This is a genomic window from Paenibacillus sp. FSL H7-0442 (assembly GCF_038593105.1).
Taxonomy (GTDB): Bacteria; Bacillota; Bacilli; order Paenibacillales; family Paenibacillaceae; genus Paenibacillus; species Paenibacillus polymyxa_D.
Genome location: NZ_CP151963.1, coordinates 434,725 through 459,127 on the forward strand (window position 1 = coordinate 434,725; position 24,403 = coordinate 459,127).

The 24,403-nt window shown below is 46.7% G+C and carries 21 protein-coding genes, 1 pseudogene and 1 riboswitch; of the genes and pseudogenes, 9 read left to right on the forward strand and 13 right to left on the reverse strand.

Annotation, left to right across the window (positions count from 1 at the left end; translation table 11 throughout):
- Positions 1 to 7: 7 nt before the first annotated feature.
- From opp4B to MHH57_RS01955, 5 genes and pseudogenes are all read left to right on the forward strand, one after another.
- On the forward strand, positions 8 to 976 hold the full coding sequence (opp4B, locus tag MHH57_RS01935; RefSeq protein ID WP_342434762.1) for an oligopeptide ABC transporter permease: 969 nt from the start codon (positions 8 to 10) through the stop codon (positions 974 to 976).
- Positions 977 to 1,004: 28 nt separating this feature from the next.
- Complete coding sequence (locus MHH57_RS01940; RefSeq protein ID WP_342419340.1) at positions 1,005 to 1,913, forward strand: ABC transporter permease; 909 nt, start codon at positions 1,005 to 1,007, stop codon at positions 1,911 to 1,913.
- A gap of 42 nt (positions 1,914 to 1,955) precedes the next feature.
- The gene (gene opp4A / locus MHH57_RS01945) at positions 1,956 to 3,776 is read left to right on the forward strand and encodes an oligopeptide ABC transporter substrate-binding protein (RefSeq protein WP_342434763.1); all 1,821 of its coding nucleotides are present in this window, start codon (positions 1,956 to 1,958) and stop codon (positions 3,774 to 3,776) included.
- A 61-nt stretch (positions 3,777 to 3,837) separates the two neighbouring features.
- Positions 3,838 to 4,014, forward strand: a pseudogene (locus MHH57_RS01950) (LysR family transcriptional regulator); the annotation flags it as partial.
- A 6-nt stretch (positions 4,015 to 4,020) separates the two neighbouring features.
- Positions 4,021 to 4,776, forward strand: coding sequence for a LysR substrate-binding domain-containing protein (locus tag MHH57_RS01955; protein WP_342435157.1), 756 nt, complete (start codon positions 4,021 to 4,023; stop codon positions 4,774 to 4,776).
- A gap of 27 nt (positions 4,777 to 4,803) precedes the next feature.
- On the opposite strand, the gene MHH57_RS01960 is transcribed toward MHH57_RS01955, so the two are convergent.
- From MHH57_RS01960 to MHH57_RS01975, 4 genes are all read right to left on the reverse strand, one after another.
- Positions 4,804 to 5,454, reverse strand: coding sequence for an amino acid ABC transporter permease (locus MHH57_RS01960; RefSeq protein WP_039270255.1), 651 nt, complete (start codon positions 5,452 to 5,454; stop codon positions 4,804 to 4,806).
- Between the two features lie 14 nt (positions 5,455 to 5,468).
- On the reverse strand, positions 5,469 to 6,128 hold the full coding sequence (locus tag MHH57_RS01965; RefSeq protein WP_342434764.1) for an amino acid ABC transporter permease: 660 nt from the start codon (positions 6,126 to 6,128) through the stop codon (positions 5,469 to 5,471).
- Between the two features lie 71 nt (positions 6,129 to 6,199).
- On the reverse strand, positions 6,200 to 7,030 hold the full coding sequence (locus MHH57_RS01970; RefSeq protein WP_342434765.1) for a transporter substrate-binding domain-containing protein: 831 nt from the start codon (positions 7,028 to 7,030) through the stop codon (positions 6,200 to 6,202).
- A gap of 42 nt (positions 7,031 to 7,072) precedes the next feature.
- On the reverse strand, positions 7,073 to 7,831 hold the full coding sequence (locus MHH57_RS01975; RefSeq protein WP_165178777.1) for an amino acid ABC transporter ATP-binding protein: 759 nt from the start codon (positions 7,829 to 7,831) through the stop codon (positions 7,073 to 7,075).
- Positions 7,832 to 8,137: 306 nt separating this feature from the next.
- Between MHH57_RS01975 and MHH57_RS01980 the strand changes: the two genes are divergently transcribed.
- Entirely contained in the window at positions 8,138 to 8,605 is a 468-nt protein-coding gene (locus MHH57_RS01980) for a cupin domain-containing protein (protein WP_013308442.1), read from the forward strand.
- 90 nt (positions 8,606 to 8,695) lie between these two features.
- On the opposite strand, the gene MHH57_RS01985 is transcribed toward MHH57_RS01980, so the two are convergent.
- From MHH57_RS01985 to MHH57_RS02000, 4 genes are all read right to left on the reverse strand, one after another.
- On the reverse strand, positions 8,696 to 9,361 hold the full coding sequence (locus MHH57_RS01985) for a class D sortase (protein ID WP_341162465.1): 666 nt from the start codon (positions 9,359 to 9,361) through the stop codon (positions 8,696 to 8,698).
- A 111-nt stretch (positions 9,362 to 9,472) separates the two neighbouring features.
- On the reverse strand, positions 9,473 to 13,036 hold the full coding sequence (locus MHH57_RS01990) for a collagen binding domain-containing protein (RefSeq protein ID WP_342434766.1): 3,564 nt from the start codon (positions 13,034 to 13,036) through the stop codon (positions 9,473 to 9,475).
- 99 nt (positions 13,037 to 13,135) lie between these two features.
- On the reverse strand, positions 13,136 to 13,279 hold the full coding sequence (locus MHH57_RS01995) for a hypothetical protein (protein WP_250267264.1): 144 nt from the start codon (positions 13,277 to 13,279) through the stop codon (positions 13,136 to 13,138).
- Positions 13,261 to 13,341, reverse strand: a riboswitch (cyclic di-GMP riboswitch). Its footprint overlaps the gene before it by 19 nt.
- A gap of 50 nt (positions 13,342 to 13,391) precedes the next feature.
- A complete protein-coding gene (locus MHH57_RS02000; RefSeq protein ID WP_341162463.1) occupies positions 13,392 to 14,273 on the reverse strand; it encodes an AraC family transcriptional regulator in 882 nt (293 codons plus the stop codon).
- A gap of 593 nt (positions 14,274 to 14,866) precedes the next feature.
- On the opposite strand from MHH57_RS02000, the gene MHH57_RS02005 reads away from it, so the two are divergent.
- Together MHH57_RS02005 and MHH57_RS02010 are read left to right on the forward strand one after the other, a co-directional pair.
- Positions 14,867 to 16,123: a DUF445 domain-containing protein gene (locus MHH57_RS02005; RefSeq protein WP_342434767.1), complete on the forward strand. Its 1,257-nt coding sequence runs from the start codon at positions 14,867 to 14,869 to the stop codon at positions 16,121 to 16,123.
- Positions 16,124 to 16,156: 33 nt separating this feature from the next.
- A complete protein-coding gene (locus tag MHH57_RS02010; protein WP_341162461.1) occupies positions 16,157 to 16,537 on the forward strand; it encodes a TIGR02328 family protein in 381 nt (126 codons plus the stop codon).
- A 104-nt stretch (positions 16,538 to 16,641) separates the two neighbouring features.
- Here MHH57_RS02010 and MHH57_RS02015 read toward each other — a convergent pair whose 3' ends face one another.
- On the reverse strand, positions 16,642 to 17,316 hold the full coding sequence (locus MHH57_RS02015; RefSeq protein WP_235307027.1) for an NAD(P)H-dependent oxidoreductase: 675 nt from the start codon (positions 17,314 to 17,316) through the stop codon (positions 16,642 to 16,644).
- A 189-nt stretch (positions 17,317 to 17,505) separates the two neighbouring features.
- Here MHH57_RS02015 and MHH57_RS02020 point away from each other — a divergent pair, with 189 nt between their 5' ends.
- Positions 17,506 to 17,889: a winged helix-turn-helix transcriptional regulator gene (locus MHH57_RS02020; RefSeq protein WP_023986690.1), complete on the forward strand. Its 384-nt coding sequence runs from the start codon at positions 17,506 to 17,508 to the stop codon at positions 17,887 to 17,889.
- A gap of 99 nt (positions 17,890 to 17,988) precedes the next feature.
- Here the strand turns inward: MHH57_RS02020 and MHH57_RS02025 are convergent, their stop codons facing one another.
- The 4 genes from MHH57_RS02025 to MHH57_RS02040 all read right to left on the reverse strand — a co-directional run bounded on the left by MHH57_RS02025 (position 17,989) and on the right by MHH57_RS02040 (position 24,123).
- A complete protein-coding gene (locus MHH57_RS02025; RefSeq protein WP_209949255.1) occupies positions 17,989 to 19,236 on the reverse strand; it encodes a stalk domain-containing protein in 1,248 nt (415 codons plus the stop codon).
- Between the two features lie 238 nt (positions 19,237 to 19,474).
- On the reverse strand, positions 19,475 to 20,224 hold the full coding sequence (locus MHH57_RS02030) for a DUF1775 domain-containing protein (RefSeq protein ID WP_209949257.1): 750 nt from the start codon (positions 20,222 to 20,224) through the stop codon (positions 19,475 to 19,477).
- A gap of 58 nt (positions 20,225 to 20,282) precedes the next feature.
- Complete coding sequence (locus tag MHH57_RS02035; RefSeq protein WP_318627670.1) at positions 20,283 to 22,001, reverse strand: copper resistance CopC/CopD family protein; 1,719 nt, start codon at positions 21,999 to 22,001, stop codon at positions 20,283 to 20,285.
- Positions 22,002 to 22,272: 271 nt separating this feature from the next.
- Positions 22,273 to 24,123 (reverse strand): diguanylate cyclase, encoded by a 1,851-nt coding sequence (locus MHH57_RS02040; protein ID WP_342434768.1) that lies wholly within the window; start codon positions 24,121 to 24,123, stop codon positions 22,273 to 22,275.
- Positions 24,124 to 24,403 lie beyond the last annotated feature (280 nt).

Consider the following 24,403-nt stretch of genomic DNA (forward strand, 5'->3'; position numbering starts at 1 on the left):
TACAGAAATGTGGAAATTTACACTGCGTCGGCTGCTGGTTATGATCCCTCAACTTTTTGCACTGAGCGTGCTTATATTTTTCCTGGCTAAGGCTATGCCGGGGGATGCCCTGACAGGACTTATTACTTCGACACCCAATCTGAATCCGGCCGCACTGGAAGAGCAGCGACAAAGACTGGGACTGAATGACCCGGTGTGGATGCAGTATGGGAACTGGCTCGTCCAGCTTGCTCACGGGGATCTGGGCAAATCTTATGTACATAAAATTAGCGTTACCGATCTGATTGGCAGCCGTCTGGGGAACACGTTCTTTCTGGGCGTAGTCATTCTGGTTCTGACGTATCTGATCGCCATCCCGCTCGGCGTACTCAGCGGTCGTTATCAGCATAGTCTGCTGGACAAAACCGTAGTGGGCTATACCTATCTCAGCTTTGCGACACCTCTATTTATACTCGCGTTGTTGCTGCTGTACGTATTCGGATTCAGGCTCGGCTGGTTTCCAACCAGCGGCAGTGTGGATGTAGGCGTGGAGCCGGGGACATGGGCATATTACGTGAACAAGTCGTATCATCTCATTTTACCGGCGGTTACAGGCGCATTGCTCAGTACAACGGCTACGATTCAGTATTTGCGCAATGAGGTCATTGACACAAGACTGAAGGATTTTGTGAAAACAGCGCGTTCCAAAGGGGTACCCGAAGGTAAAATTTATTCCCGCCATATTTTCAAAAACTCTCTATTGCCGATTGCTGCCTTTTTGGGCTATGACCTGACGGGAGTAATTGCAGGCAATATTTTTCTTGAATCTATTTTCGGTTATCCGGGGTTGGGCCAATTATTTCTCCAGTCCATCACTCAACGGGATTTTTCAGTCGTGAACGCGCTGGTCATGATCTCTGGCTTCTTGGCGCTATTAGGAACTCTTTTATCTGATGTCATCCTAAGCAAAGTCGATCCCCGCATTCGAATTGAATAGCGAACAAGTCTAGAGAAAGGGAGGGATTATGGTGTCTATACAGGTGGAGGAGGTCTTCACGCCGGAAATCATTCATAAATCACCATCCAGTTGGTCTGTACTGCGTCGTGAGCTGGTGCGTGACAAAATGTCCTTGGTTTCCATTGGTTTTGTAATTCTGTTCTTGATCTTTATATATGCCTCTGTCCTGTTTGTAAATCAGGATGTAGTCACGACGGTCGATTTGGGCGCGATCCGTGAAGCTCCAGGCTCAGTGCATTGGCTGGGGACAGATCGAGCGGGCAGGGATATTTTCGGTCAGCTGGTCATTGGAGCCCGCAATTCCTTCACCATCGGCTTTACGATTACATTGTTATCCGCGGCTATTGGCTTAACGTTAGGTTTGCTGGCTGGTTTTTATGGGGGACTGGTCGATAACATCATCATGCGAATCATTGATTTTATTCTGGTGCTTCCGTTTTTGATGCTGGTCATCGTATTTGTCAGCATTGTACCCAAAAGCGGCATAGGGTCCTTTATTTTCATTATGACTGCCTTTTTATGGATTGGGAAAGCACGTCTGATTCGAGCCAAGGTGTTGTCGGAGCGCGAACTGGATTATGTGCAGGCTTCCAAAACCCTTGGCACACCCAATTGGAAAATCATCTGGTTTGGCGTGCTGCCCAATCTTAGCTCGGTCGTGATCGTCAACCTGACCCTCAGCCTCGCGGGAAATATCGGGATTGAGACCGGGCTTTCTTATCTCGGCTTTGGCTTACCGGAATCTACTCCAAGCTTGGGTACACTGGTGAGTTATGCCAATGACCCGGATGTTTTGCAGAATAGCTGGTGGATGTGGTTGCCTGCATCACTGCTTATTTTGGTGTTAATGCTGGCGATTAACTTTATTGGTCAGGCGCTCAAACGCGCCACGGATGCCAGACAACGATTGGGTTAACCGAAGTTCAAGGATAAGGACAATAACAAGGAGGGATTTACAATGGTTAAACGCTGGAAAAAAGGGATTCTGCCTGTTCTATCTGCAATTTTGGTGCTTTCACTGGCCGCATGCAGCGGTTCGCCTTCCGCTTCAAATGGAGGGAAATCGTCTGACGGTACAGGCGGCTCAGGGTCCGACAGCAAGCAGGTGAATGCGACAGCGCTGGCGAAGGCGATCAAGAACGATAAGGCGCCGATTAAGGGTGGCACCATCAATTATGCACTCGTGTCTGATACCCCTTTTGAAGGTATTCTGAATCCTGTATTTTATGATGGCAATCCTGATTTTGAAGTCTTCCAGTTTTTCTACCCTTCTATGTTTTCGATTGACTCCAATCTAAATATTGACGATAAAGGGGCGGCGACGATTTCCTTTTCCCCAGACAATAAGGCTGTGACTGTCAAAATTGATCCCAAGCTGAACTGGACGGATGGTAATCCCGTAACGGCAGAGGACTATGCTTTTTCCTATGAAGTGATTGGTCATAAAGACTACGAAGGTCCGCGTTATGATAGCTTTATGACCAACATTGTGGGCATGGAGGATTATCACGCGGGTAAGGCCAAAACCATTTCTGGCATCAAGGTGCTGAATGAGAAAGAGGTTACCATTCATTTCAAGGAACCTAATCCTTCGGTGAAATCGGGACTTTGGTCTACACCACTGGAGAAAAAGGTATTTCAGAATATTCCCGTGAAAGATATGGCCGGATCTGATCCTGTTCGTAAAAATCCGATTGGCTATGGGCCATTCAAAATTAAATCTATGGTCACAGGTGAATCTGTGGAATTCGTCAAAAATGAAGATTATTTCCGCGGTGCGCCCAAGTTAGATGGCCTTCATCTGAAGGTGGTGAACCCGAATGTCATTACCGAGGCGCTGAAAAGTGGAGAAGTCGACTGGGCCAGCTATCCAACCACCCGTTACAATGAGGCCAGCAATCCGAAAAATGTACAGTTTCTCGGTCAGGAGGAATTATCTTATAGCTATGTAGGCTTTAAGATGGGCAAATTCGATCAGGCCAAGAATCTAAATATCATGGACCCGAACGCCAAGCTGGCGAACAAGTCATTGCGTCAGGCCCTCGGCTATGCGCTGAATAATGAGCAGGTCGGCAAGCAGCTCTATCATGGACTTCGGATTCCAGCAACATCCCTGGTTCCGCCTGCCTTTAAGGGATATCATGATGTGAATGCGAAGGGCATTGCGTATGATCCAGACAAGGCGAAAAAGCTGCTGGACGAGGCAGGATATGTGGATACCAATGGAGATGGATACCGTGAGGACCCTAAGGGCAAGGAACTGGTACTCCATTATGCAGCAATGAGCGGGGATGCGACAGCCGAATCGCTGGCGAAGTTTTATTTGCAAAATTGGAAGGATGTCGGACTTCATGTCGAGCTGGTGGACGGTCGTCTGCTTGAGTTCAATTCTTTCTATGACCGTGTGCAAAAGGATGACCCCGGCATTGATATTTTTGGCGGCGCATGGAGTACAGGTACAGATGTAAACCCTAGTGGGCTGTATGGACGCGGAGCCAGCTTTAACTACTCGCGCTTTACCAGTGAAGAGAATGATAAGCTGTTGCGGGAAGGGGTGTCTGTGAAAGCCTTTGACGACAATTATCGTAAAGATATATACAATCAGTGGCAGGCGTATATGAGCGAGGAGGCACCCATCGTACCGACGTTATTCCGTTACTCGTTAGAGGCAGTGAATAATCGGGTAGCCAATTACGATATTACTCGTGGCAAGGAGTATGATGCAGACACGTTTGCGAATATTACGTTGACTGCGGAAAAAGCCGAAGTAGCCCAATAATCTAAAAAAGCGCAATAACCTGAAGAAGCGCGAACCGGATTGATCCGATCTTGCGCTTCTTTTGACCTTTTCATGCAATCATTCTGGGGATTCTCGAAGGGGGAGAAGGAAGACGGAAATACGTCAGCTTCAATACTTCATTGCCGTATGCGAGGAACTACATTTTACGAAAGCTTCGGAAAAGATCGGAATCTCCCAACCCACGCTTAGCTTGCAAATTAAGGCGCTGGAGGAGGAATTGGGCATGACGCTTTTTGACCGTGCAGGCAAGAAAATTAAAATGACAGATGCCGGGAAATTGTTGCTGCAACACAGTGCACATGCGCTCAAGGATTTACAGCAAGCAAAGGCTTCCATTGAGGAGTTGCGTACCGAGCAACGCGGGAGTTTGCGGATTGGTATTGCATTATCGGAGCTGGAGGAACCATTGCAAGAAATGCTTATCCATTTTCATCAGTCATTTCCTAGAGTCAGCCTGCACATCCATCCATCATTTGATGTAACAGAACAGCTGCTGGATAACCGAATGGATGTTGGCATTACGCTGCATTCGGGTACGGATGAAAGGCTTGTCCAGCTTCCTCTTCGTACGGAGAACTACTGTCTTGTTGTTCCGGTAGAGCATGTGTTTTCCAACCGTTCTTCCATTACGCTGGACGAATTGAGGCATGTATCGTGGGCGATGCAGCCAGAGTGTCATCCCGGCAGGAAGCTGATTGAGAAGTGCTTCCGGGATCGCGGGTATCCCTTTGCAACCGTCTTGGAGACAAATTCCATACCTTCAATCCTGCACTGGGTGCAGGAGGGACTTGCCGTAACCCTGCAGACGGAGTCCCTTGCGGCAGAATTGGATCGCTCACAATTTTGCACTGTACCTATTTTGTGCGGCGTGCTCCAGGGTCAGCTAGAGTTGATTTATCGGTCTGGCCGTTATCAGGGAGAAGCATTGAAGCGATTAATTGAAAAGATACAAGCTGTACTAACAGTGCGTTCCAACTAGTGGCAACGCTGATGAGTATCACGAACTTTAATGTGTACGAACTTCCAGCCTGCGTGCAATCAGTGACATACTGTAATTGACAGCAAAGTACAGGAAAGCTGCGAACAGCAGGGCTGGAATGACAAAGGATTGATTTTGCCCACCGACAATCTGAATGTTATGCGTCAGCTCCGGCAAACTGATAATGACAGCCAGTGAGGTATCCTTGAATAGGGAAATGAACTGGCTGACAATCGGGGGCACCATGCGACGAAGCGCTTGGGGCAGAATGATATGCCATAAGGTTTGAGAGTAGCTTAGACCGGAGGAACGTGCGGCTTCCACCTGTCCTTTATGGACCGAATTCAGACCGCTGCGCACAATCTCGGCGATCATGGCTCCCTCGAAGATCGACAGGCCTGTAATGGCTGCCCACTTGAGGGAAATCGACAATCCGATGGATGGTAAAACCATACCGATGAAGAAAATAATGAGCAATAATGGAAGATTGCGAATGAGATCAATGATAAAGGCTGCAACCTGTGAAATGACAGGTAAGCGAGTATAGCGCAGGATGCCGAATAAGATACCGAGAACGAAGCTGAACACGATAGAGTAAATAGCAACCTCCAGCGTGAGCAGGAAGCCCTCCAGTATAAAACGCACATTAGGCCATACAAACAATCCACCGAAATCCATACGGGCTTCCCTCCTTAGGATGTTTTGGACAGACGCCGTTCCATATATAGTACAAGAAAGCTAAGCGGAACCGTCAAGATAAGATACAACAGCGCCGTGATGGCGTAGACTGTGATGGGCAGGAAGGTATCCGAGTTAATGAGGTCCGAGTAATACATTAGGTCCAGTCCGGCCACAATAGCCAGCACGGAAGAGTTTTTGACCAGATTAATGAATTGGTTGCCGATCGCAGGCAGTACAATTTTGATGGCTTGCGGTAAAATAATGCTGATCATCGTCTGGTTGTAACTCAACCCGGAGGACCTTGCCGCTTCAAATTGCCCCTTGGGCACAGATTGAATGCCGGCACGTATGGCTTCAGCAATAAAGGAGGCTGTGTATACGGTCAATCCAAGCGTTCCAGATACGAATCCGTCCAAAGGGATGCCCAAAGTGGGAAGCCCGAGATAAAAAAACAGTACGACGATCAGCAATGGGATATTGCGGATGACCTCTACATAGACGGTACCGATCCAGTTCAGCCATTTAAAAGGCGCAATTCGGAGGATGGCAATAATAGCCCCCAGAATAAAGCTTCCAACCAAGGCAATGACACTAGCTTGAACGGTATGAAGCAAGCCTTCTCTGAAACGGTCGCTATGATCAAAAAGTATGTTGATATCAAAAGTAAGCATCTGCGAATTTACCTCCTTATCCAGACCTAAGAAAGGAAGGAGCTCGCAATCGCGGCTCCTTCACAAGAATACTATTCGGGTTTAACCCCAAGCCATTGCTCGTGGAGCTTATCGTATTCACCGTTGCTTTTCAGTTCCTTGAGCGTATCATTAATGGCTTGCAGCAGTTCGGGTTGTCCCTTCTTCACTGCAATGCCGTAAGGTTCCTCTGTGAAGTTCCCGCCTACAAGAGTATAATTCGGGTCTTGCTGCTGCATGCCGAGCAGAATAGAGTTATCCGTAGTCAAGGCTTCTCCTTTACCTGCTTTGAGGGCGTTGAAAGCATCCTGATAGTTTTCGAATTCCAATATCGTTGCTTCAGGTGCTTTTTCGCGGATATTTTTGGCGGAGGTAGAGCCTTTCACGGCGAGCACCTTGGTTTTTGGGGTCAGAGACTCCAGCCCGGTGATGGGGCTCCCCTTTTTCACGAGCAGAGACTGCCCGGCGTTAAAATAAACGTCGCTGAAATCAACCTGCTTTTTACGTTCATCCGAAATGGTCATCGTCGCGATAATGGCGTCGATGTCCCCGTTTTGCAATAAGGTGATTCGTGTTTTGGACGTGACCTCTTTTAGTTCAAGTTTGGTTTCATCGCCAAAAATATGTTTGGCTACAGCCTTAGCGATGTCGATATCAAAGCCTTCTACTTTTCCGCTAGCCGGGTCTTTCAGTCCGAACAGCTTGGTATCGTATTTCACACCAACGACCAGTTTGCCACGCTGTTTGATCGCTTCCAGCCCGTTGGCTGCTGCAGACTCATTCCCCGACGTTGCCGCTCCTTCTTTGCCTCCACAGCCTGCCAAGACGAGCAGACAAGATAAAGCTACCAGCACCAAAGTACTCCATTGAAATCTTTTTCTCATCAGAACATTCCCCTTTCGATTTACGCTACATTGGTAGTCTGTTTAATGATGAATCAGACGGCTCAGGAACAGGCGAGCCCGTTCTTCACCCGGATTCTGAAAAAATTCGGCAGGTTGGCTGTCTTCCAAAATCTGTCCTTTGTCCATAAAAATCACGCGGTCTGCTACTTCACGTGCAAAGCCCATTTCATGAGTGACAATGACCATTGTGATGCCCTGATGGGCGAGCGAGCGCATAACATCCAGTACCTCTCCGATCGTTTCGGGATCAAGTGCTGAAGTAGGCTCGTCGAACAACATAATTTTTGGATTCATCGCGAGCCCACGGGCGATCGCGACCCGCTGCTGCTGTCCACCGGACAATTGGGCGGGGTAGCTTTGTGCCTTTTCTTCGATTCCGACGCGCTTTAGATAGGTGATGGCTGTTTGAGTAGCTTCTTCTTTCGAGATGCCCAGTACCTTCATAGGTGCCAGTACAATGTTTTCAATCACCTTTTTGTGTGGATACAGATTGAAATGTTGGAACACCATCCCGATGTTGCGGCGGAAGGCATTAATATCAATCTTTTTGTCATGTACAGGGACCTCGTTAACGATCAGCTCCCCATCCGATATCGTTTCCAGACGATTGATGCAGCGAAGCAGGGTGCTTTTACCCGAGCCGGAGGGACCGATGATTACGACGACCTCGCCCTCCTTAATTTGAAGATTGATGTCTTTGAGTACATGGAAGTGACCGTAATGCTTGTTGACATTGCGAAACTGGATCAGAGAGCTCACCCCTTTTAGGCTTGGATACATAGCTTAGTAGACGGATTGACATGATCAAGCTCTATTAGAATTTCAAAATTTCTCTCATGATACTATAAGCTTACAATAAAAAACAAGATTTTATGTCATAAAACTTTACGTGTATTATATTTTGGTATGTCCTTTTGCTTGTTAACTGCTATTTATATGATAAAATTAAATGAATATTCACAATTTAATGTTATTTAATTTTACATGGAATAATAGCGTTCGACATGCCAAGGGAGAAACGTGACAAAAGCAACGCTATGTTTTACAGTAGGGAAGAAGGAATTTAGGGTAAAGGAAGGTTAGACAATGACGAAAGCTATTTCACCGCTAGTAACGGCATTGGGCATGGAGCCCCATCCAGAAGGCGGCTGGTACAAAGAGATGTGGAAGGCCCATTTCCAAATTCCGAAGCCTGTACTGCCGGATGTGTATTCCGGTCCGCGCTTTGCAGCTTCGTCTACGTATTTCTTGCTACATCCGGGCGAGTTCTCCGAGTGGCATGTGGTCCATTCTGATGAGCTGTGGTTATATCATAGCGGAAGCCCTGTAGAGTTGAAATTGGGTGGAAGCGGAGAAGAGCCTGGTGAAGAAACTGTGATTATCGTCGGTGCGGATGTGGAGGCAGGACAGCATCCACAAGCACTCGTCCCAGGAGCAGTATGGCAAACGGCACGTCCGCTTGGGGATGAGCCCGTGCTGGTAACCTGTGTGGTTGCACCAGGATTCCACTTTGATGATTTCAAGCTGATTGCCAAGAATCCAACTGAATCATGATGTGAGCATTGGCGGGTGTATTTCTGTAATGAACAGGAATGGCCCGCCTGATTTATTTTTACTCATAGAAATAGGTACTTTAAAATGGCTTTAGGTGCTTAGTTTGGCCTGAACAATGAGACGATGGGTGGGGTTGACGAGAGGGTCACATGTAATCAGCGTGAGCAGCTTTTGTTTTTTGAAGCTTTTTAGAACAGACACGTCCGTAGGATCAACCACCTTCAGGCTATAAACGCTATATACATATTGGTTACCCCGAGTGTTGACAACAATCTTATCCCCAATCTTCAATTCATTTAGACGATTAAATAAACGTCCAGAGGTACGGGCTCGATGAGCAGCAATGGCGGCATTCCCCACTTGTCCTAGCGTCCCCGTTTCCGGCATATGTACAGCCGCGTGTCTCATATTTATCCTCGTTGCGCCTTCCAATACAGGGAGCTTTAAAGCAATACGACTTATACTAATAGTGGCTATGGGAGTTTGTTCATTAGCGCTTGCCATGGGAGCAGGAGGTGGGGAAGTATTTTGTCGTGCTTCACTAACCGGAACTTTCGTAAGACGAGTGGACAAGCGAGCATAGCTGTCTGTAAGACTGGCGGTTCTAAGCGCATCGCTTTTTCCTGATGGTAGCTCGGCTGCTTTTAATAGCTTGCTTTGTTCCTGATCCTCATTCCATTCCGTCGCTTTAGGAAACAAAATAAAAAGTAAGCCTAACACAATAAATACGTAGGAAAGTTTACGCAGACGCAGCAATCTCGCCTCCCCTAAGCAAAGTACGGATTATACATACTTTTTAAAAAAATGCCCCATTCCCGGCTCATTCCAATCGGGAATGAGCCGGGAGATCAGGGCAGGTGATTAATTTTATTTTTTGTTTGTCCGTCTAAATTTCATAAATACGCCCCATATAACCATCGCTATGCCTGTCAAATAGAACGGAACGGGGCTGCTTTCACCTGTTTGGGGTAATTGATGTACCGCAGGTGTATCCTCCGGCTCTTCAGGTTCTTTCCCCGGAACCTTGAGACGGATCTTAGGTTCGGGATCGTCTTTCGAATCCACCGGAGGAGGAGGATCTTGATGAGGCATGACGGCTGGCAGTTCCGGCGGTATAGGCGCAGGTTCCTCCTGTGGAGAGACTATGTCCTCCGGAGACTTTGGCAATGACGGAGGGACGATTATAGACGGAATATTGGGTATTTCCGGATCTTTGTCATGTTTTTTACCTGAGCCTCCAGACGGGGGTGAGGGGTTTGGATGAGTAGGCGTTCCTGGTCCTGAGGGATTCGTGGGGTCTGTTGGAGTTCCCGGGTCTACAGGTGGTTCAGGGTCGTTTTTCTTTTCTTTACGATTGGTGATCACAACCCTCTTTACGCCAGAGCTTTGTCGCAGTGTTGCGTCTATTTTGATCTCGAGCTTGCCCTCGGTAATTTTATAGCCCTCCGGTGCTGCCAATTCTTCCAAGATGTAGTCGTCATGAAGCAAGGAAGAAAAGATGATTTTGCCTTCCTGATTGGTGGTCTGAATGAGAGGGGTTCTTTTTTGACCTTTATCATAGAGCGCAAACTGTGCGCCAGGCAGTACCTTGTCAGGCATATCCTGATCTACCTTGGTCAGCTCAAGACTTTCGGTCACACCCCCGCCAGAACCGGAGCCGGAAGACGTTCGTACGATGATTTCCTGGCTGGTTTCCCGCAGTTCTGTCGTCAAGCGATCCCCCTCAAAGGCAACCTTATTACTCACCTTGGCTTTGTCTTCAGCATGAATGAACGATTGGTATTCAAGTATAAAAGCAGTGGAAATATCCTTAGCAAAAGTAAGTTCAAAAGTTTGCTGGCCTTGAGCATCTGTCTTGATATACAGCTTGTAATCTTGATTTCTAATCAACTCGGTGCCCTTGGTGGTATTTCCGTTGGCAGCGATGATTGTAGAGTACAAATGAAAGGAATCCTCAATTAAGATTTGATTGCTGCTAGGCTGATCTATAATTTTAGCGTTGGATACATGGGACTGTCCTTCATTGATGCGGATGCTCCAGTCAATCTTATTTCCATTTTGTGTACCGACTTTAGATACATATTCTCCGCCATGAGGTAACGTGACTTGCGCTGTCCATTCGGAGACAGTTTTTTGTCCATCTAGTAGAAGGGCTTGATTATGGATTTCCTTTTCAATCAGTTCTCCTTCCAATGAAGTTTGAAAGGTAATCCAGTAGGGAGTCTGTATCTTATTTTTGAACTGGATACGCAATTCATTACCATTTTGCTCGGAGGGAGGAATAATGGTGTATTGATCTGCTGGGATTTCAGCCCCTTTTTGTACGCCATCCCACCATCCCAGCAAGGTCATATCGTATACTTTTACGGAGGCGGGCAGTAACTTCTGACCTTGCAACAAGGGGTCTCTCACTTCCGCGTGATTCAGGATCTTGCGATTGTAGTTAGCTTTAATGTCCCAGGTAATGAGCTTGGAGGTCGCATTATAGCTTCCTTGCTTGGCACCGTTTCGTTGTGTCATAAAGTCCGGCCAGATCGGGCACTCCACTTCTTGCGATGATCTTTCTCCGTCTTCAAACTGGTATTCTATATGGGATTTATTACGAAACTCGGGCTTCGTTGTATCCGTTTTCCAATCATTATTATAGGTAGTTGAATACTTGATTGTATAAGCCTTCTGAATGGCTTTATGAAAAATGAGCGTAAATCCTTGTTTATAGTCCTGTGATAGCGGAATCAGCTCATAATCCGTGGGTGCACGTAGCTCCGTTGTTCCGTCAACACTTTGAATTTTCAGGGTGTCCGGTAACAAGGCCAAGCCCCCGTTTGGAAACACATCCTGAATGACAATATTTTTCATGATGTACAAGTCTGTATTGATGGTAATCACCCAAGGTATGATTTTGGTGTTGTAATTGGGTGTGTCATACATTTTAGTCATAACTCCGCTTATGATTTCCGTCGATACGATCTTCTGGGTTCCATCTGAGGTTATGATGTTTGTAACTTTTTCATTTTCATAGACACGGTCTCTGGCTTGAGTCTGGTATCGGATGGTATAGGCTGAATCTACGTCGAAGTTGAATTGAAGTTTGAAGCCGTTGCGGTCCGGATAATCAACTGGGATGACAGTATACGCCCACGATGGGAGTTCCTCCAGTGTGTTTCTCTTAAATACTTTCAAAGAACCGGGCAGCAATTCTTGAGTTTTATTGAAATGATCAATTAAAAGAGCTTTGGCTTCGGGAATTTTTGTCTCGCTGAAGTTATATCTTATGGCCCACGAGAGTGTTTGTGTGGCATGATCATATTTTTCAACCTTTTTGGACAAAAATTCACCACGTTCCACCTGAACAGTAGCGGTAGCAACAACGTTCTCTATCGTATCTCCTGAAAGCGTTGCTGTGTTGGAGAAACGAGTTTCATCGCCAATAATACGCGTGGAATATTGAATCTGATAGGCCGTGTTAATGCTATCGTCTTGAAAATGAATCACAAACCCTGTCCCGGCTTGATCTGCTTCAATGGCATATTCACTTGCATTCACTAGGTCTCGAACAACGGTCGAGCCGTCGATATTGACTTGTAGATGATAGAGCCGAATAGAGTCTCTTCTGAGTTCCAGCCCTGAAGGAATTGGATCGGTGATGAGGGCATGCTTTACGGTGTTTAGCTGTTTGTTCACATCAATGATCCAGTCGATCTGATTGGTGCCAGCTATTTTCCCTTGTTTGCTTAGGGTTGGCCCTGACTGGGGTTTTACATTCACGATGACCGTTTGTACCCCGCCTTTGATCGGAATCGCAATGATGATCTCTGTACTGCCTTTCACCGTTTCTTTCGTAAACTCGGTTTTGATTTGCAGTTTGCCGCTGACATTGGAATGATTCTCTACATATTGGTTAAAGGTCATGATCACCTTGCCCTGACGATCTACTGTGAAGTATCCCACGGTTCCGTCGGTAGTGACTAACGGAGATGAGATATCAGTGTAGATGACAAACTGTTCTGGTAAATGAAAGGTGAAGCTGTCCCCTGACTTATAGGTATTGTCAGGAAGCTCCCATGCATAGCCTAGTTGGATGGCTGATCCGATGTCGAATTGGCTGTCTGGACTATATACCGCATCAATGACACGCCCTGCTTCGTCGGTCAGGCTCAACTTCGTTAATATGCTCTGCGGAGCTGCATCATGTTGAGACTTTGAACTGGTTGCTCCTTGAACGAAGGGAACCGTGTTTGAAGGAATCTCCCTAGGAGGTTCAAGGTTTGGGACAACATATACAGCATCCGTAACGGTATGGTTAGGATCGGATACAGCACTCTGCGGCAGTTCTGGGACTGGAGCATCTGCGTAAGCCAGCGTTGCGCTGAAAAAGCTTTGGACAATGAGCAATAAGGCAATGATCATTACATTTATTTTTGTTCTCATGCTCCAAGTGATTCTCCTATTCATCGTAATATGGCAATGCTTCGGCGGTTATGTTTTTTCCTTCCCTCCTCCTAGTTCGAAATTAGTATATTCAGCATGCTAGGCTGACATGACTATCCCAATAGAAAAAAAGCCCTGATCATAGCGATCAGGGCTTTCTTCGAGAGAGGTAAAGCAATTTGTGATGGATCTATGTAAAAAAGACATAATAAAAAGCTCGTTCATCTGGTAGCTGGCTGCCATCTGGAAAGGAAGGCCCTATAGTTTTGCGTCACTGCCTTTCGACAGTTTTGCCATTAACTTGAATAGCTTGTGCGTCTATCATCTATCAAACTGATTTCATGTAACCTCTCATTTACAACTTTGAACGGTTCCCCCATTTTTTGCGGAAGGAATGAGGTGTTTCTCCTACATGCTCCTTGAATAGGTTAATAAAATGGCTCGTATTGGGAATCCCTACGTACCTTGCGATATCCACAATGGACATGTCACTGGTTTTAAGCCAGCTTTGAGCGGCTGTGATACGGACATTAATGAGATAATCAATCGGAGAGAAACCGATCTGCTTTTTGAAATTTTTAGCCAGATTAAACTTGTTTAATTCAAACATATCTGCCAGCGAGTCCAGTGTTATTCGCTCACAGTAGGACTGATCCAAATATTGCTGTACCCGACGTACTTCGCTCAGGGTTTCAGCATTCACACACGGATGATCATAGGGATGTTGCAAAATGCACGTTAGTATTTCACCAATGAGCCTGGACGTTAGTAGCTCAGCGGAAAGACTTCTGTCAGACTGCCCACAAATCAGAGCATGGAGCTTATCCAATATAATATGCGGATTATGCATGGAAATGACCGGTTTATTATGCTTGGCAAATTGTTCGTAAAAATTTTCAATCAGATTGCCATACAGGTACAGGCTGATAAACTCCCAGGATTCATGACCGGAGGTGCTGTATTGAACATATTCCTCGCAATTAATAAAGAACAAATCTTGAGGTTTTAAGATATATTTCTTGCCCCGGTACAGTAATTCTCCCTTACCAGACAACGTAAAGACAAGCAAAAAAGAGGAAAGTTCTTTCCTTTCCATCGTAAAAGCAGAAGTTTTTTGGAAGTAGCCTAATTCCTGGATATATAAAAGGGATTGCTTGGCAAAAGCGGAGGGAGTGCGTACAATTACGACCGGATCGCCATTCCAGAGGCCCACGTTGTTTTTTTGGTCTGTTGTCATATTCAATTCCTTTACAAAAAAGCAATTTTATCTAGCATATCTTGGTTTGAATTACCAATATATAATGGCTGATTAAACATGATTCCCTATTTATAAAAGTTTATTTTATCACATCAAATATGTCTATATAGCAAAATATGTGTTTGAATTTTATGGGAGTAACACTTTTTATGGATATTTAACCTGGTAATCCATATGAAAAAGTCGAATGCTGTTGAAAGAATCTGGGGTTATCATGGATTCAAATCCTTTCTGAGGTCCAATACCAAAAGGGTACTGAAAAAAGGTATCTTATGCCCATTCAACTTTCTTGTTCACTTCTCCTTTCGGTTTAAAAAAATTGGGACTTGGTTCTGATAAAATGGTTCGTAAGGCTTATTATTGAAAATAAGAGTTTGGGCCCAGTGCTGTGATTTTGTTCACAAACATGAATGTAAAAAAGAGAGATATATGCATAAAAAATTACGCAAAAAGTGCCCTTGCGCGTTTCATCTCAAGTGCTTTCAACTTTGGAAATGACACGGGCAATGATATGATGGTTAATACAGGTATAGTGCTTTACTTACTCGACAGTCAGTTTGGAGGATTACAGGATGGGAAAACCAAAAAATACGAAAACCGCAGCGGCTTGGTCGCTCGTTATTCTAGGGGCAGGCTTTGCAGCCACATTGCCCTTCCAGCAATATGGCTGGGCTCGTTTGTTAGCCGGAGCTTTTGAGGCAGGACTTGTAGGGGGACTGGCAGACTGGTTCGCTGTCACTGCTTTGTTCCGTCATCCGCTAGGCATTCCGATACCACATACCGCGCTGCTTCCTAAAAATAGGGACAAGCTCACGAATGCATTGGTAAGTACGGTGGAAAATAACCTGCTAAACAAAGACAGCATCGCGTCTAAAATTGCAGATATCCGTTTGGCCGATTTGGTGCTGAGCGGTGTGGAAAAAGGAATGCGCACGCCGGAGGCGGCGGCATCCATAGATGTTCTTGCCAAGCGTCTCGTCCAGTCGCTCCCGCTCGCGGAATTGGCTCCGGTCATCGTGGCAGAGCTCAAGCGGCAGGTGACTGACTTTGACGCCGGACCGCTGCTGGAGTCGCTTGCTCGTCAGACCAGCGCGAAGGGCTATGATCGCCGCGCACTGGATTACACGCTGAAGCAAGCCGAGTCCTGGCTTTTGCGACCAGAAACGGGTTATACGCTGGGCACCTTAGGGATGCAGGCTGTCAGTGGTTTGCAGGTGAGCGGGCTGATGCAGTTTGCTTTGAACGCATTCCTCGGCTATCTGAACGAAGAGCGTATGGGTGAAATGATTCGTCATTTCCTGCTGGATCAGGTAGCAGAATTGCAAAGGGAAGAGCACCCGCGCCGTCAGGCTGTGCTGGATGGTCTGAGGACACAGGTGACCCGATTGGCGACGAAAGATACGGTTCAGGAAGGGTTGAACGGCTGGAAGGATAGCCTTGTTGAAGCCTGGGAAGGCGATGCGTCAGTGCTGGGCAAAATGGAAGAACTGCGTATACGCTTATTGGACTACATGGAAGACGGAAGCTATGTGCAGACCTATATTTTACCGCTATTGAATCGGATGCTGACTGATTTAAGAGGGAATACCGAGCTGCTGGACAAGATCAATGTGCGAATTGTGGAAGGTATTACTGGACTGGTGGAAGCCAACCATAGTCGAATTGGTAACTTGGTACGCGAAAATGTAGACAAAATGGATAACAAATCCCTGATTGCACTGATGGAGGACAAACTGGGACAGGATTTGCAGTGGATACGTATTAACGGCGCAGTTACAGGCTTCCTGATCGGCATTGTGCTGACAGGTATCCGTATGCTAATCCAATAGACCAGAAAAAGCTACAGATAGGGTTGTGGAAGCATGAGGCTTTGGCATGAACATTTAATCGACAAGTTACCCCGTCCGCAACTGCTGGGGCAACATCGTGAGTGCTGTGCCCTGCGCGGGAACGGGTGGGGCAAGCCACACGCCACCGTGAATTATGTGTTCGATTATCACCCAATGCTGCTGGTGCGCTATCATAGGCTCATTATGGACGAAATGAAAAGCAGAGGGTACAATGTTGATCCCCTGTGGGAACAGCCGTTGTATCGCGGTAAGCAGTGTGAGCCTTGGGAGGCGGAGCTGGGTGAGGAACTGGCAGGTGCGGGTGCATATGTGGAGCATGACGATGAGTATATGAAGGAGTGCCTGGACAACCTGGCTTCCAAGGGTATTTTAATAGAGATTGATGTGACCTAAAAAAGACGGGCTGCGGTATGTTCATCATTCAGATGAAGTGCCGCAGCCCGTCTTTTTTGATGCTTCAGTGTTCAGTGTTTGGGGGAGAGACTCGAGATATTAGATTACAGAATCCAGCGGGTGACCTTTTCCAGTGGTTGTCTGGATTTTTCCCGCTTGGGTTCATGAGCGCGATAACCAAAGGCAGCAATGACTGAAATATCGAGCAGCCCGTTCTCCAGAAGTCCTTCTTCCTCCAAAATGGCATGCACCTGATCGTAGTTAAAGCCCTCAATTGGACAGGAATCAATACCGATCTGAGCCGCTGCTGTCATCATATTGCCTAAGGCAATGTAGGTTTGCTTGGAAGCCCAGTCAAATAACGTACGTTCGTTTTCCAGCAGACGTTGACTTTCACCCTGGAAAATCTTATAGCGGCCTGGCAGTGAGGCAAAGTCCTCCTCAGACATACCTTTAACCTCTTTATACATATACTCCACGTAAGGAGAATCATAACGAACATCCTTGCGCGCCAAAATCAGGACGACGTGGCTAGCCGCAGGAATCTGCTTTTGACCGCCGCTGGAAACTGCAGCCAGCTTTTCTCTCAATGCCTGATTTTGTACAACTACAAACTGCCATGGTTCAAAACCGACGGAGCTTGGAGAAAGTCGTCCGGTTTCGAGAATGAACTGAAAATCCTCTTCCGGTATGATGCGATTGGGATCGAATTCTTTCGTGGCGTGCCTGAACAGAAAGGCGTCCAGAATTTCCTGCTTTTTAGCTGATGTATTAGACATAAAATGTACTCCTTTGGGTATGGGTTTAGTTGGTACTCTATGGGTTTTCTGCTACTATAATGAGAGCTGATATCGAATATATAGTTATCATATAGAAAGTTTTTGCAGGGAACAAGTACGCACATATTTGTTCCTTGTCATACGTCTGGGGCTATTGGTTTACACATTCTACAGAAAGAAGGGGTATACATGGCACAGGAGATGGAACATGCAGTTAGCGTTAATTTTGGATGTCCGGTAGCGAAAACCGTCGGGGTTATAGGTGGCAAATGGAAGGGAGTCATCTTGTATCATTTGACCACAGGACCGCGGCGCTATAACGAAATTCGACGGACCTTGCCTAATATTACACAGCGGATGCTAACCTTGCAGTTGCGCGAATTGGAGAGAGATGGCATTGTGCACCGTGAAATTTATAATGAGAACCCACCGCGTGTGGAATACTCGCTTACCCCGTTAGGAGATACGTTAAGGCCGTTGCTGGATTTTATGAGAGACTGGGGGATCTTCTATGGAGAACAGGGTTGCGAGCCTGTGACGACAACTTCCAAATCAGGCAAGCACTTTTGTTAAAGGGGATGAAGAAAGCCCGCCAAATGATTTCATAGAAGACTCATAAGAAATCATCTGGCGGGCGAAATAAGGTCGGTTTTACTTGGATAAAATGTACACTTATTTAAACTCGATGGCTTCGTTCATCTGTGACCAGGCCGTTTCTCCAATGATGCCCAAGCGCCAGATAGCGATTCCTTTGAGGTCATAACGTTTGGCTAAACCGATCTTGGCGTTAATGGTACTGTCTTTTTCGCTACCCATTGAAATCCCCAAAATGAGCTTGTCCCGCGAGGTTTCCTTCAAGGCCAGTTGGATGGCTTCATCCACTTTATCCAAAGGCTCAGGCGTAGCCTTTTGTCCATAATCATAGGCCATGATGATCAGGTCGTCCGCCAGATTGCCCAGCGTTTTGTAGTCATAGCCAGAGTAAGAGCTGTTCAGCGGATGCAGAACGACGGTGAGCTTGAGCCCGGCCTGATGCGCTTTGGTCGATAGCTTTTTAATAAAGGTGTTGTAGTCTGAACGAGCTTTGGCTTTGTCGCCGCTCCAGCCCAATCCTTCCAGGTCTAGCGAAATGCCTTTAAATTGTTTGTCGGTGGCGGTGCTGACAATTTGGGAAATGGTTTGTTCTTGAAGCTGCGCATTTTCCAAAACTTTGGTCAGCTCGTGATTGCCATCTCCGGAATAGACCATCAGGTAAGGGGAAGTCCCCTGGCTGTCTGCCTCCTGCACAATGGACTCTGGCGTTACAGTTCCAGCGGCTTGAGGCCATTTGTATTCTTTGCCGTTTGTGGTAAATTGTCCGTTCGTATCAATTCGACTCCAGCCGAAGGCAACGACGTTAAAATCCGGTATTTTGGATTTTTGGTCAAAGGAAGACAGCGCATAGAAGCCTACTGTATACATCGATTCACGAGGCGATGTAATGGAGACCGTCCGTGTTCCCTGGTTCCAGTTCACCGTGGCTCCAAACTGCTGCCCGAAAAAGCCCAGCGGAATCATGGTGCTGCCGTGCACGGTTTGCGGAGCGGCTGTTAGTTGAACCGCTTGTCCGTCCACTGTGGCATTGCGGCTACCCATCTTTAGAATCACCTGCTTGGTAGCAGAACCTTGCGCTTTGGTAGCGGTGATGCTTTGGCTGGCTTGGTCCCATTTCACTGTAATGCCAAGAGCTTCAGAAATCGCACGAAAGGGAACCATGGTCGTGCCGTTCATCATGGCAGGTTGTACAGGGAACGGTAATGCATATCCGTCCAGCATAATGCTGATCTTGCCGGCTTCAGCTTGTGCCAAGGGGCTATAGATGCCCACTGTGGTACTCAGAAAAATAGCACTAGATAACAGAGCTTTATTTACGATTTTCATCCTATGATCTCCTATGCTCAATAGATTGCAATGCTATCATGTTAGAATCGTGAGGGTTCTACCTATTTTACCAAAAAAATGATAGAAAGGTGAATGTGAAATAATAGGATGAGATGAATCTGAATATGTGTTAAAGCTGAATATTAATCGTTTTCTTTCATACCAAAAAAGCTGACCCCTTTTAAATAGGTGTCAGCTTTTCTTTTTAAAACGATCTTAACTTTATACGTAACCCAGATTACTTGCGGCGCTTGAGTGCAATACCAACAGCTGCGGCACCAAGAATGACTGCAATGATCGAGAGGACGAGAGCTGTCGTTTGTGCAGTAGAGCTGGCTGGAACAGAAGCGGCAGGTGCAGCTTCTACAGCATTGTTTGAAGCAGGTGCGGGGCTGCTGCTATCTTTAGTCGTATCTGTGCTCGCGTGACCTGCTGCCGTACCCGCCGAATCGTGTCCGCTGTCTGCGGCAGGTGCAGGGGTTGCGGACGTGGCGTCCGTCGTAATTTCGGTAATGGAATGAGGATTGCTACTTCCTTCGTCGCCTGTCCATTCCACGATACTTCCGTCACTGTAATACTGGAAGGCGTCCCAGGCTGCTGCGGTATTCTGGTCTGCATTTTGCGCTACAAAGCCGAAACGCTGATATTGACCTGCTTGAATGCCGTCTTTTTCAGTCGTCCAGGTCACGGTGATTACTTTGCCAGAGCTGTCTTTTTCGGTGGCTACCTTCCAATCCGGTACAGGCTCGTATTGTTTGAAAACGACCTCTTTCGGAATTTTCAAGGCGACTTTGGTGGTTGGAATGTTTTTTTCCACGGGTACTTTCAATGTGTACGTTTCCCACGCATTAGGTTGTGAAACAGAAGGCTTGACTGTCACATGTGCACTGGCCATACCTGCAAAAAGTAAGGCACCCGCTGCGATTAGACCCACAGAGGTCGCAAACCTGGAAAATCTGGATTTTGCTGTTTGAATTGTTGTATTCATATTCAATTATTCGCTCCTTTTAACTGAGGATTTCACAAAATCCTGAAGTATAAAATAATTATTTCTTACCGCCTACATGCAGGGTGAATTCAGCATCAACCGCATCGAGTGAAGCCGTCAGAGCATGTACCTTTACCGCCCATGTTCCTTCGGAGGTCATCAATTCCTGACTGCGGAATGGCTGTTGCTGCTTCACAGGTAGAACAAATTCCTGTTGATCTTGGTCAGGGTCTGCTGGAGTGAGCGTTAATGTAACCTGCTGGATTCCTGAAACGGCAGCACCCTTGCTGTCCTGAACGGATACCTTAAATTCATTGCTGCCCACAGCATTGGGACTGACTGCCAGGGTAACGTTATATCCACCCGTAGTGCGAGTCTCCTCAAACGGTACAGCAGGTGCCTGACCGGGTGACAGGTGAGTGAGCACCGCAGTCAACAGCATCACGAGCAGGCCGACGGACAACTCGGCACGCAATCCCCGGGCGGCTTGCTTGCTGGGCGCCGCTTGCCGTGCGCTGCGGAACTGGCTGGCCGCGAAGGCCAGCATGACTAGCAGCAGCGCTGCCTTGCCGAGCAGAACGAGTCCATAGGACGTGTTCAGCAGCATGGAGGGAGCCGGAATGTACAGCACGGCTCCATATATACCGGTGGCGAGTAACGCCGCCACCATAGCAATGCCCCAGCCGGCGAAGCGGCGCAAGGCGGCTTGTCGTAGAGTTGCCCGCTCGGATACGGGCAACTCTGCTCCGGCAACCGGCAGGCACACGACCATGACGGCAAGTGAGCCGATCCAAAAGGCTGCTGCCGCGAGATGGACGAAGTCCGCCGCAATGGCTGGAGCTGGATGGGTAGCCGCTGCCGGGTGACCGACAAAGGCCTTGGACAGCATGAGGCATAGCGTTAGGAGAGCCGAGCTGTAGCCCCAAAGACGGCGCTGGCGACTCGAAATGCTGTAATCCAGCGCGTAAATCAGCGTTACGCTTAGGAGTAGCACGAGAATCATCTGGATAAACCAAATTTGTCCGGCTCCAGTAAACTGGAGAGCTTCTCCCAGAATCGGGAGTGAGAAGCCCTCCCTGATGGAAACCCCGGCATCCCATGAAGCCTGAAGTGGCAGGCTGATCAGAATGGCGGCAGACGTTATGCCGTAGCCGCTCCATAGCAGTTTATTCCAGCGGGGCGATGTTTCAAAGGGCCGCTGATTTTGCTTATGCTGTTCACTTTGATTCTTGTCTTGGCTTATGCTCGGTAAGATGAACAGCCGGAAACAAATCGCTCCAAAAAGCAGCGATAGTCCTATGTAAAGAAACCAACGGACAGCGATTAAGTCGATTCGTGATGTCCCTGAGCCTTCAGGTGCGGTAGCTTGATGGGTAGGCGCATTGGAACCGCTGCCTACTTGAAATGGAATAACTCCATTAACTGGATGTCCGTCTGCGGATAAAGCTCTCCAACTAACAGAGTAAATTCCATTTTTCATCCCTGGGATCAATTGGATTTCCATGGTGGCTTTGTGATTCGGGTCAAGCTGTGCTTTTCCTGTGTCGACCCGCTTGCCTGTTTCGTCGGTCACTTTGATCGACATGAAGGCAGATTGCAAATCTTCATTGAAGGTAATGGTCACCTGAGAAGGCGACTTGTCCAAAACCTGATTTTCGGTCGGACTGGATTCAATGACAAATGCATGAGCCCACGAAGAGTGAGGAAACAGGACCAGAAGGGGGAGACACAGCAATAAAAGACAAGCCACACGGGCTGGTCTGGACGGATACAACATGCTTGTGAAGTCACCTTCTCTCGATTACTTGAAGCGAGGATATCCCCATTTATAACATTTTATACAGGAGGATTTTGCCTGACGTACAAATCCATTCCTATCTTAATCATAGTGCATATAGCGCGAATAGATGGAGCGAATTATGACATTTATATGAAATTTGAAATAATAAGCATTATACAAAATGCCAATCATATGAAAACCCCTAGTGTGGTTGAATTCAGGACGATTTCAACCATGCTAGGGGAAAGAGGAAGAGCCTATGAAGGAATTAGAGCCCTGTTTCCATGAGATCCGTGAAAGCAGGTTGCTTGTGTTGAATATAATGGATAAAAGTAGCCGTTAGTTTGGGATCGAATTGGCTACCCGAGCAAGCGCGTAATTCTTCAATGGCCTCCTCGAACGTTTTGGTGGGTTGATAGGGACGCTCGGTTGTCATCGCATCAAAAGAGTCGATGATCGTCAGCATCCGACATAAAAGTGGAATTTGCTCGCCCTTAAAGCCAAACGGATAGCCTCCTCCGTCATAACGTTCATGATGCAGCTCCACAAAAGGAATCAAATCTACGAATCGTTCGTTGGCTTCTACAATACGCTTGCCCCACATGACATGCGCTTGCACCATCTGCCATTCCTCACCGGACAGCTTCTCTTTTTTATTGAGGATATTCCAGGGAATCTCCAGTTTACCAATGTCATGAATGAGAGCTCCTAGTATGAAACGCCGCTTATCCTCCGGTCCGAGTTGAAGCACATCGCTCATGTCTGCTGCATATCTGAACACCCGTTTGGAATGCTTGAAGGTATTAATATCCTTGTATAAGAACAAATTAAGCTGCTGCTCAAGATCACGAATATCCTGCCCCAGATCCACCTCACGCTCCACTTCATTTAAGCTTCCATGCGTATGAACGATGTTTTTGCCCTGTTTCTTGGCGTAGTACAGGGCTTTATCCGCCAGATCGACCAATTGTGATTTGTCGTAGATGTCAATGCGGCTTTGGGCAATACCTGCGGAGAAGGACAGACAGCCATGTGGAAAAATTTCGACACCCTCATAACGAGAATCATTTAATCTTTTTCGAATAGCATTGACTATTTCATAAGCTTGTTCAGCGGTATGATCAGGCATAAGCAGGGTGAATTCTTCTCCACCGTAGCGGGATACGGTGATGGGGGTGTCGGAGGTTTCCTTCTTAAGAAACTCACCGAGAAATCCCAGTAGCTGATCGCCTTTAAGATGACCGAAATGATCATTGTATTTTTTGAAATCATCTATATCAATCAGCGCCAGACTGAGGGGAGTATTCTCGGATCTCGATATATTTAATTCAGCTTCAAGTGTATTTTCAAAGTAGCTGTGATTGTATAGCCCTGTTCTGCGATCCATGTTTGCTTTTTCTTCGATTTCCCGATACAGCGTGAACATTTGCTTGAATGCGTGAGATAGGAGCATGCTTAGCCCAAGGAACAGCAAAAGTCCTAGAATGCCATTGTTATAAATCAGTGTAGTCAATACCAAAGACAGAATGAGTGTACATAAGTATACGAGCAGGGATTCAGCCAAAAAAGCCTGTTTAAGCTCATTGAAGGACCCTTTGTATGCGATATAAAAGTAGATGCCCAGTGTGATTGTGTTCACCGCAAAGTAGCAAATTAACGCCAGCAGGTAGGAAGCGAAATGCTCTTGGTTTAAAGCTCCCTGCGTTCCGCCGCTTAGTTCAAATACTGTTGAAGACAGGAAAATGGAAAGGGCGTAAATAGAAAAATTGACGGTATGCTTCCACCAGGACAGTTCTGTGTGCCGGAACATAGCAATGATTACGTTTAACAGTAAAATTAGAATAGCAATTTCGGTGCCGTGCACAAAAATACAAGCCAGATACACGGAGGAATCCATGGACTGCTTGTTACTGGCTGGGGGTAGCTGAAATGTAAAATGCTCCAGAATTAGAACTGCTCCCAATAGGGAATAGATCGTGACCCACTCTGTTGTCGTATAGTGTAAAAAGGACCACTGATTCGTATACAGGAGGACGATCAAGCCTGCCAAACATATGAAAAACACATATATTCCCGTCGCGGTAACCCGTTCTTGCAGCTTTTTTATTATACTCATCATTTCTTCTCCTGCCTTGTCGTATCTTGATGTCAAAGCTACCAGGGGTGAATGGGATAATTTACAATTTTATAATCGAAAATTTCACATGAAAAAACAGGCCGGAATCCAGCCTGTTTTGTTGAGCCTGTGCTTCCTTTTTTTCTTATCGGTGACTAGCCCCCGATTTTGTAACCGGAAGTCAAAGCAATTATGACAGAAGCTACAATAATAGCATTGATAATCACACGGGAGTATTTCAAGTTTTTCATAGGGTTCCCTCCCTTCCTTGGAATAAGGTACG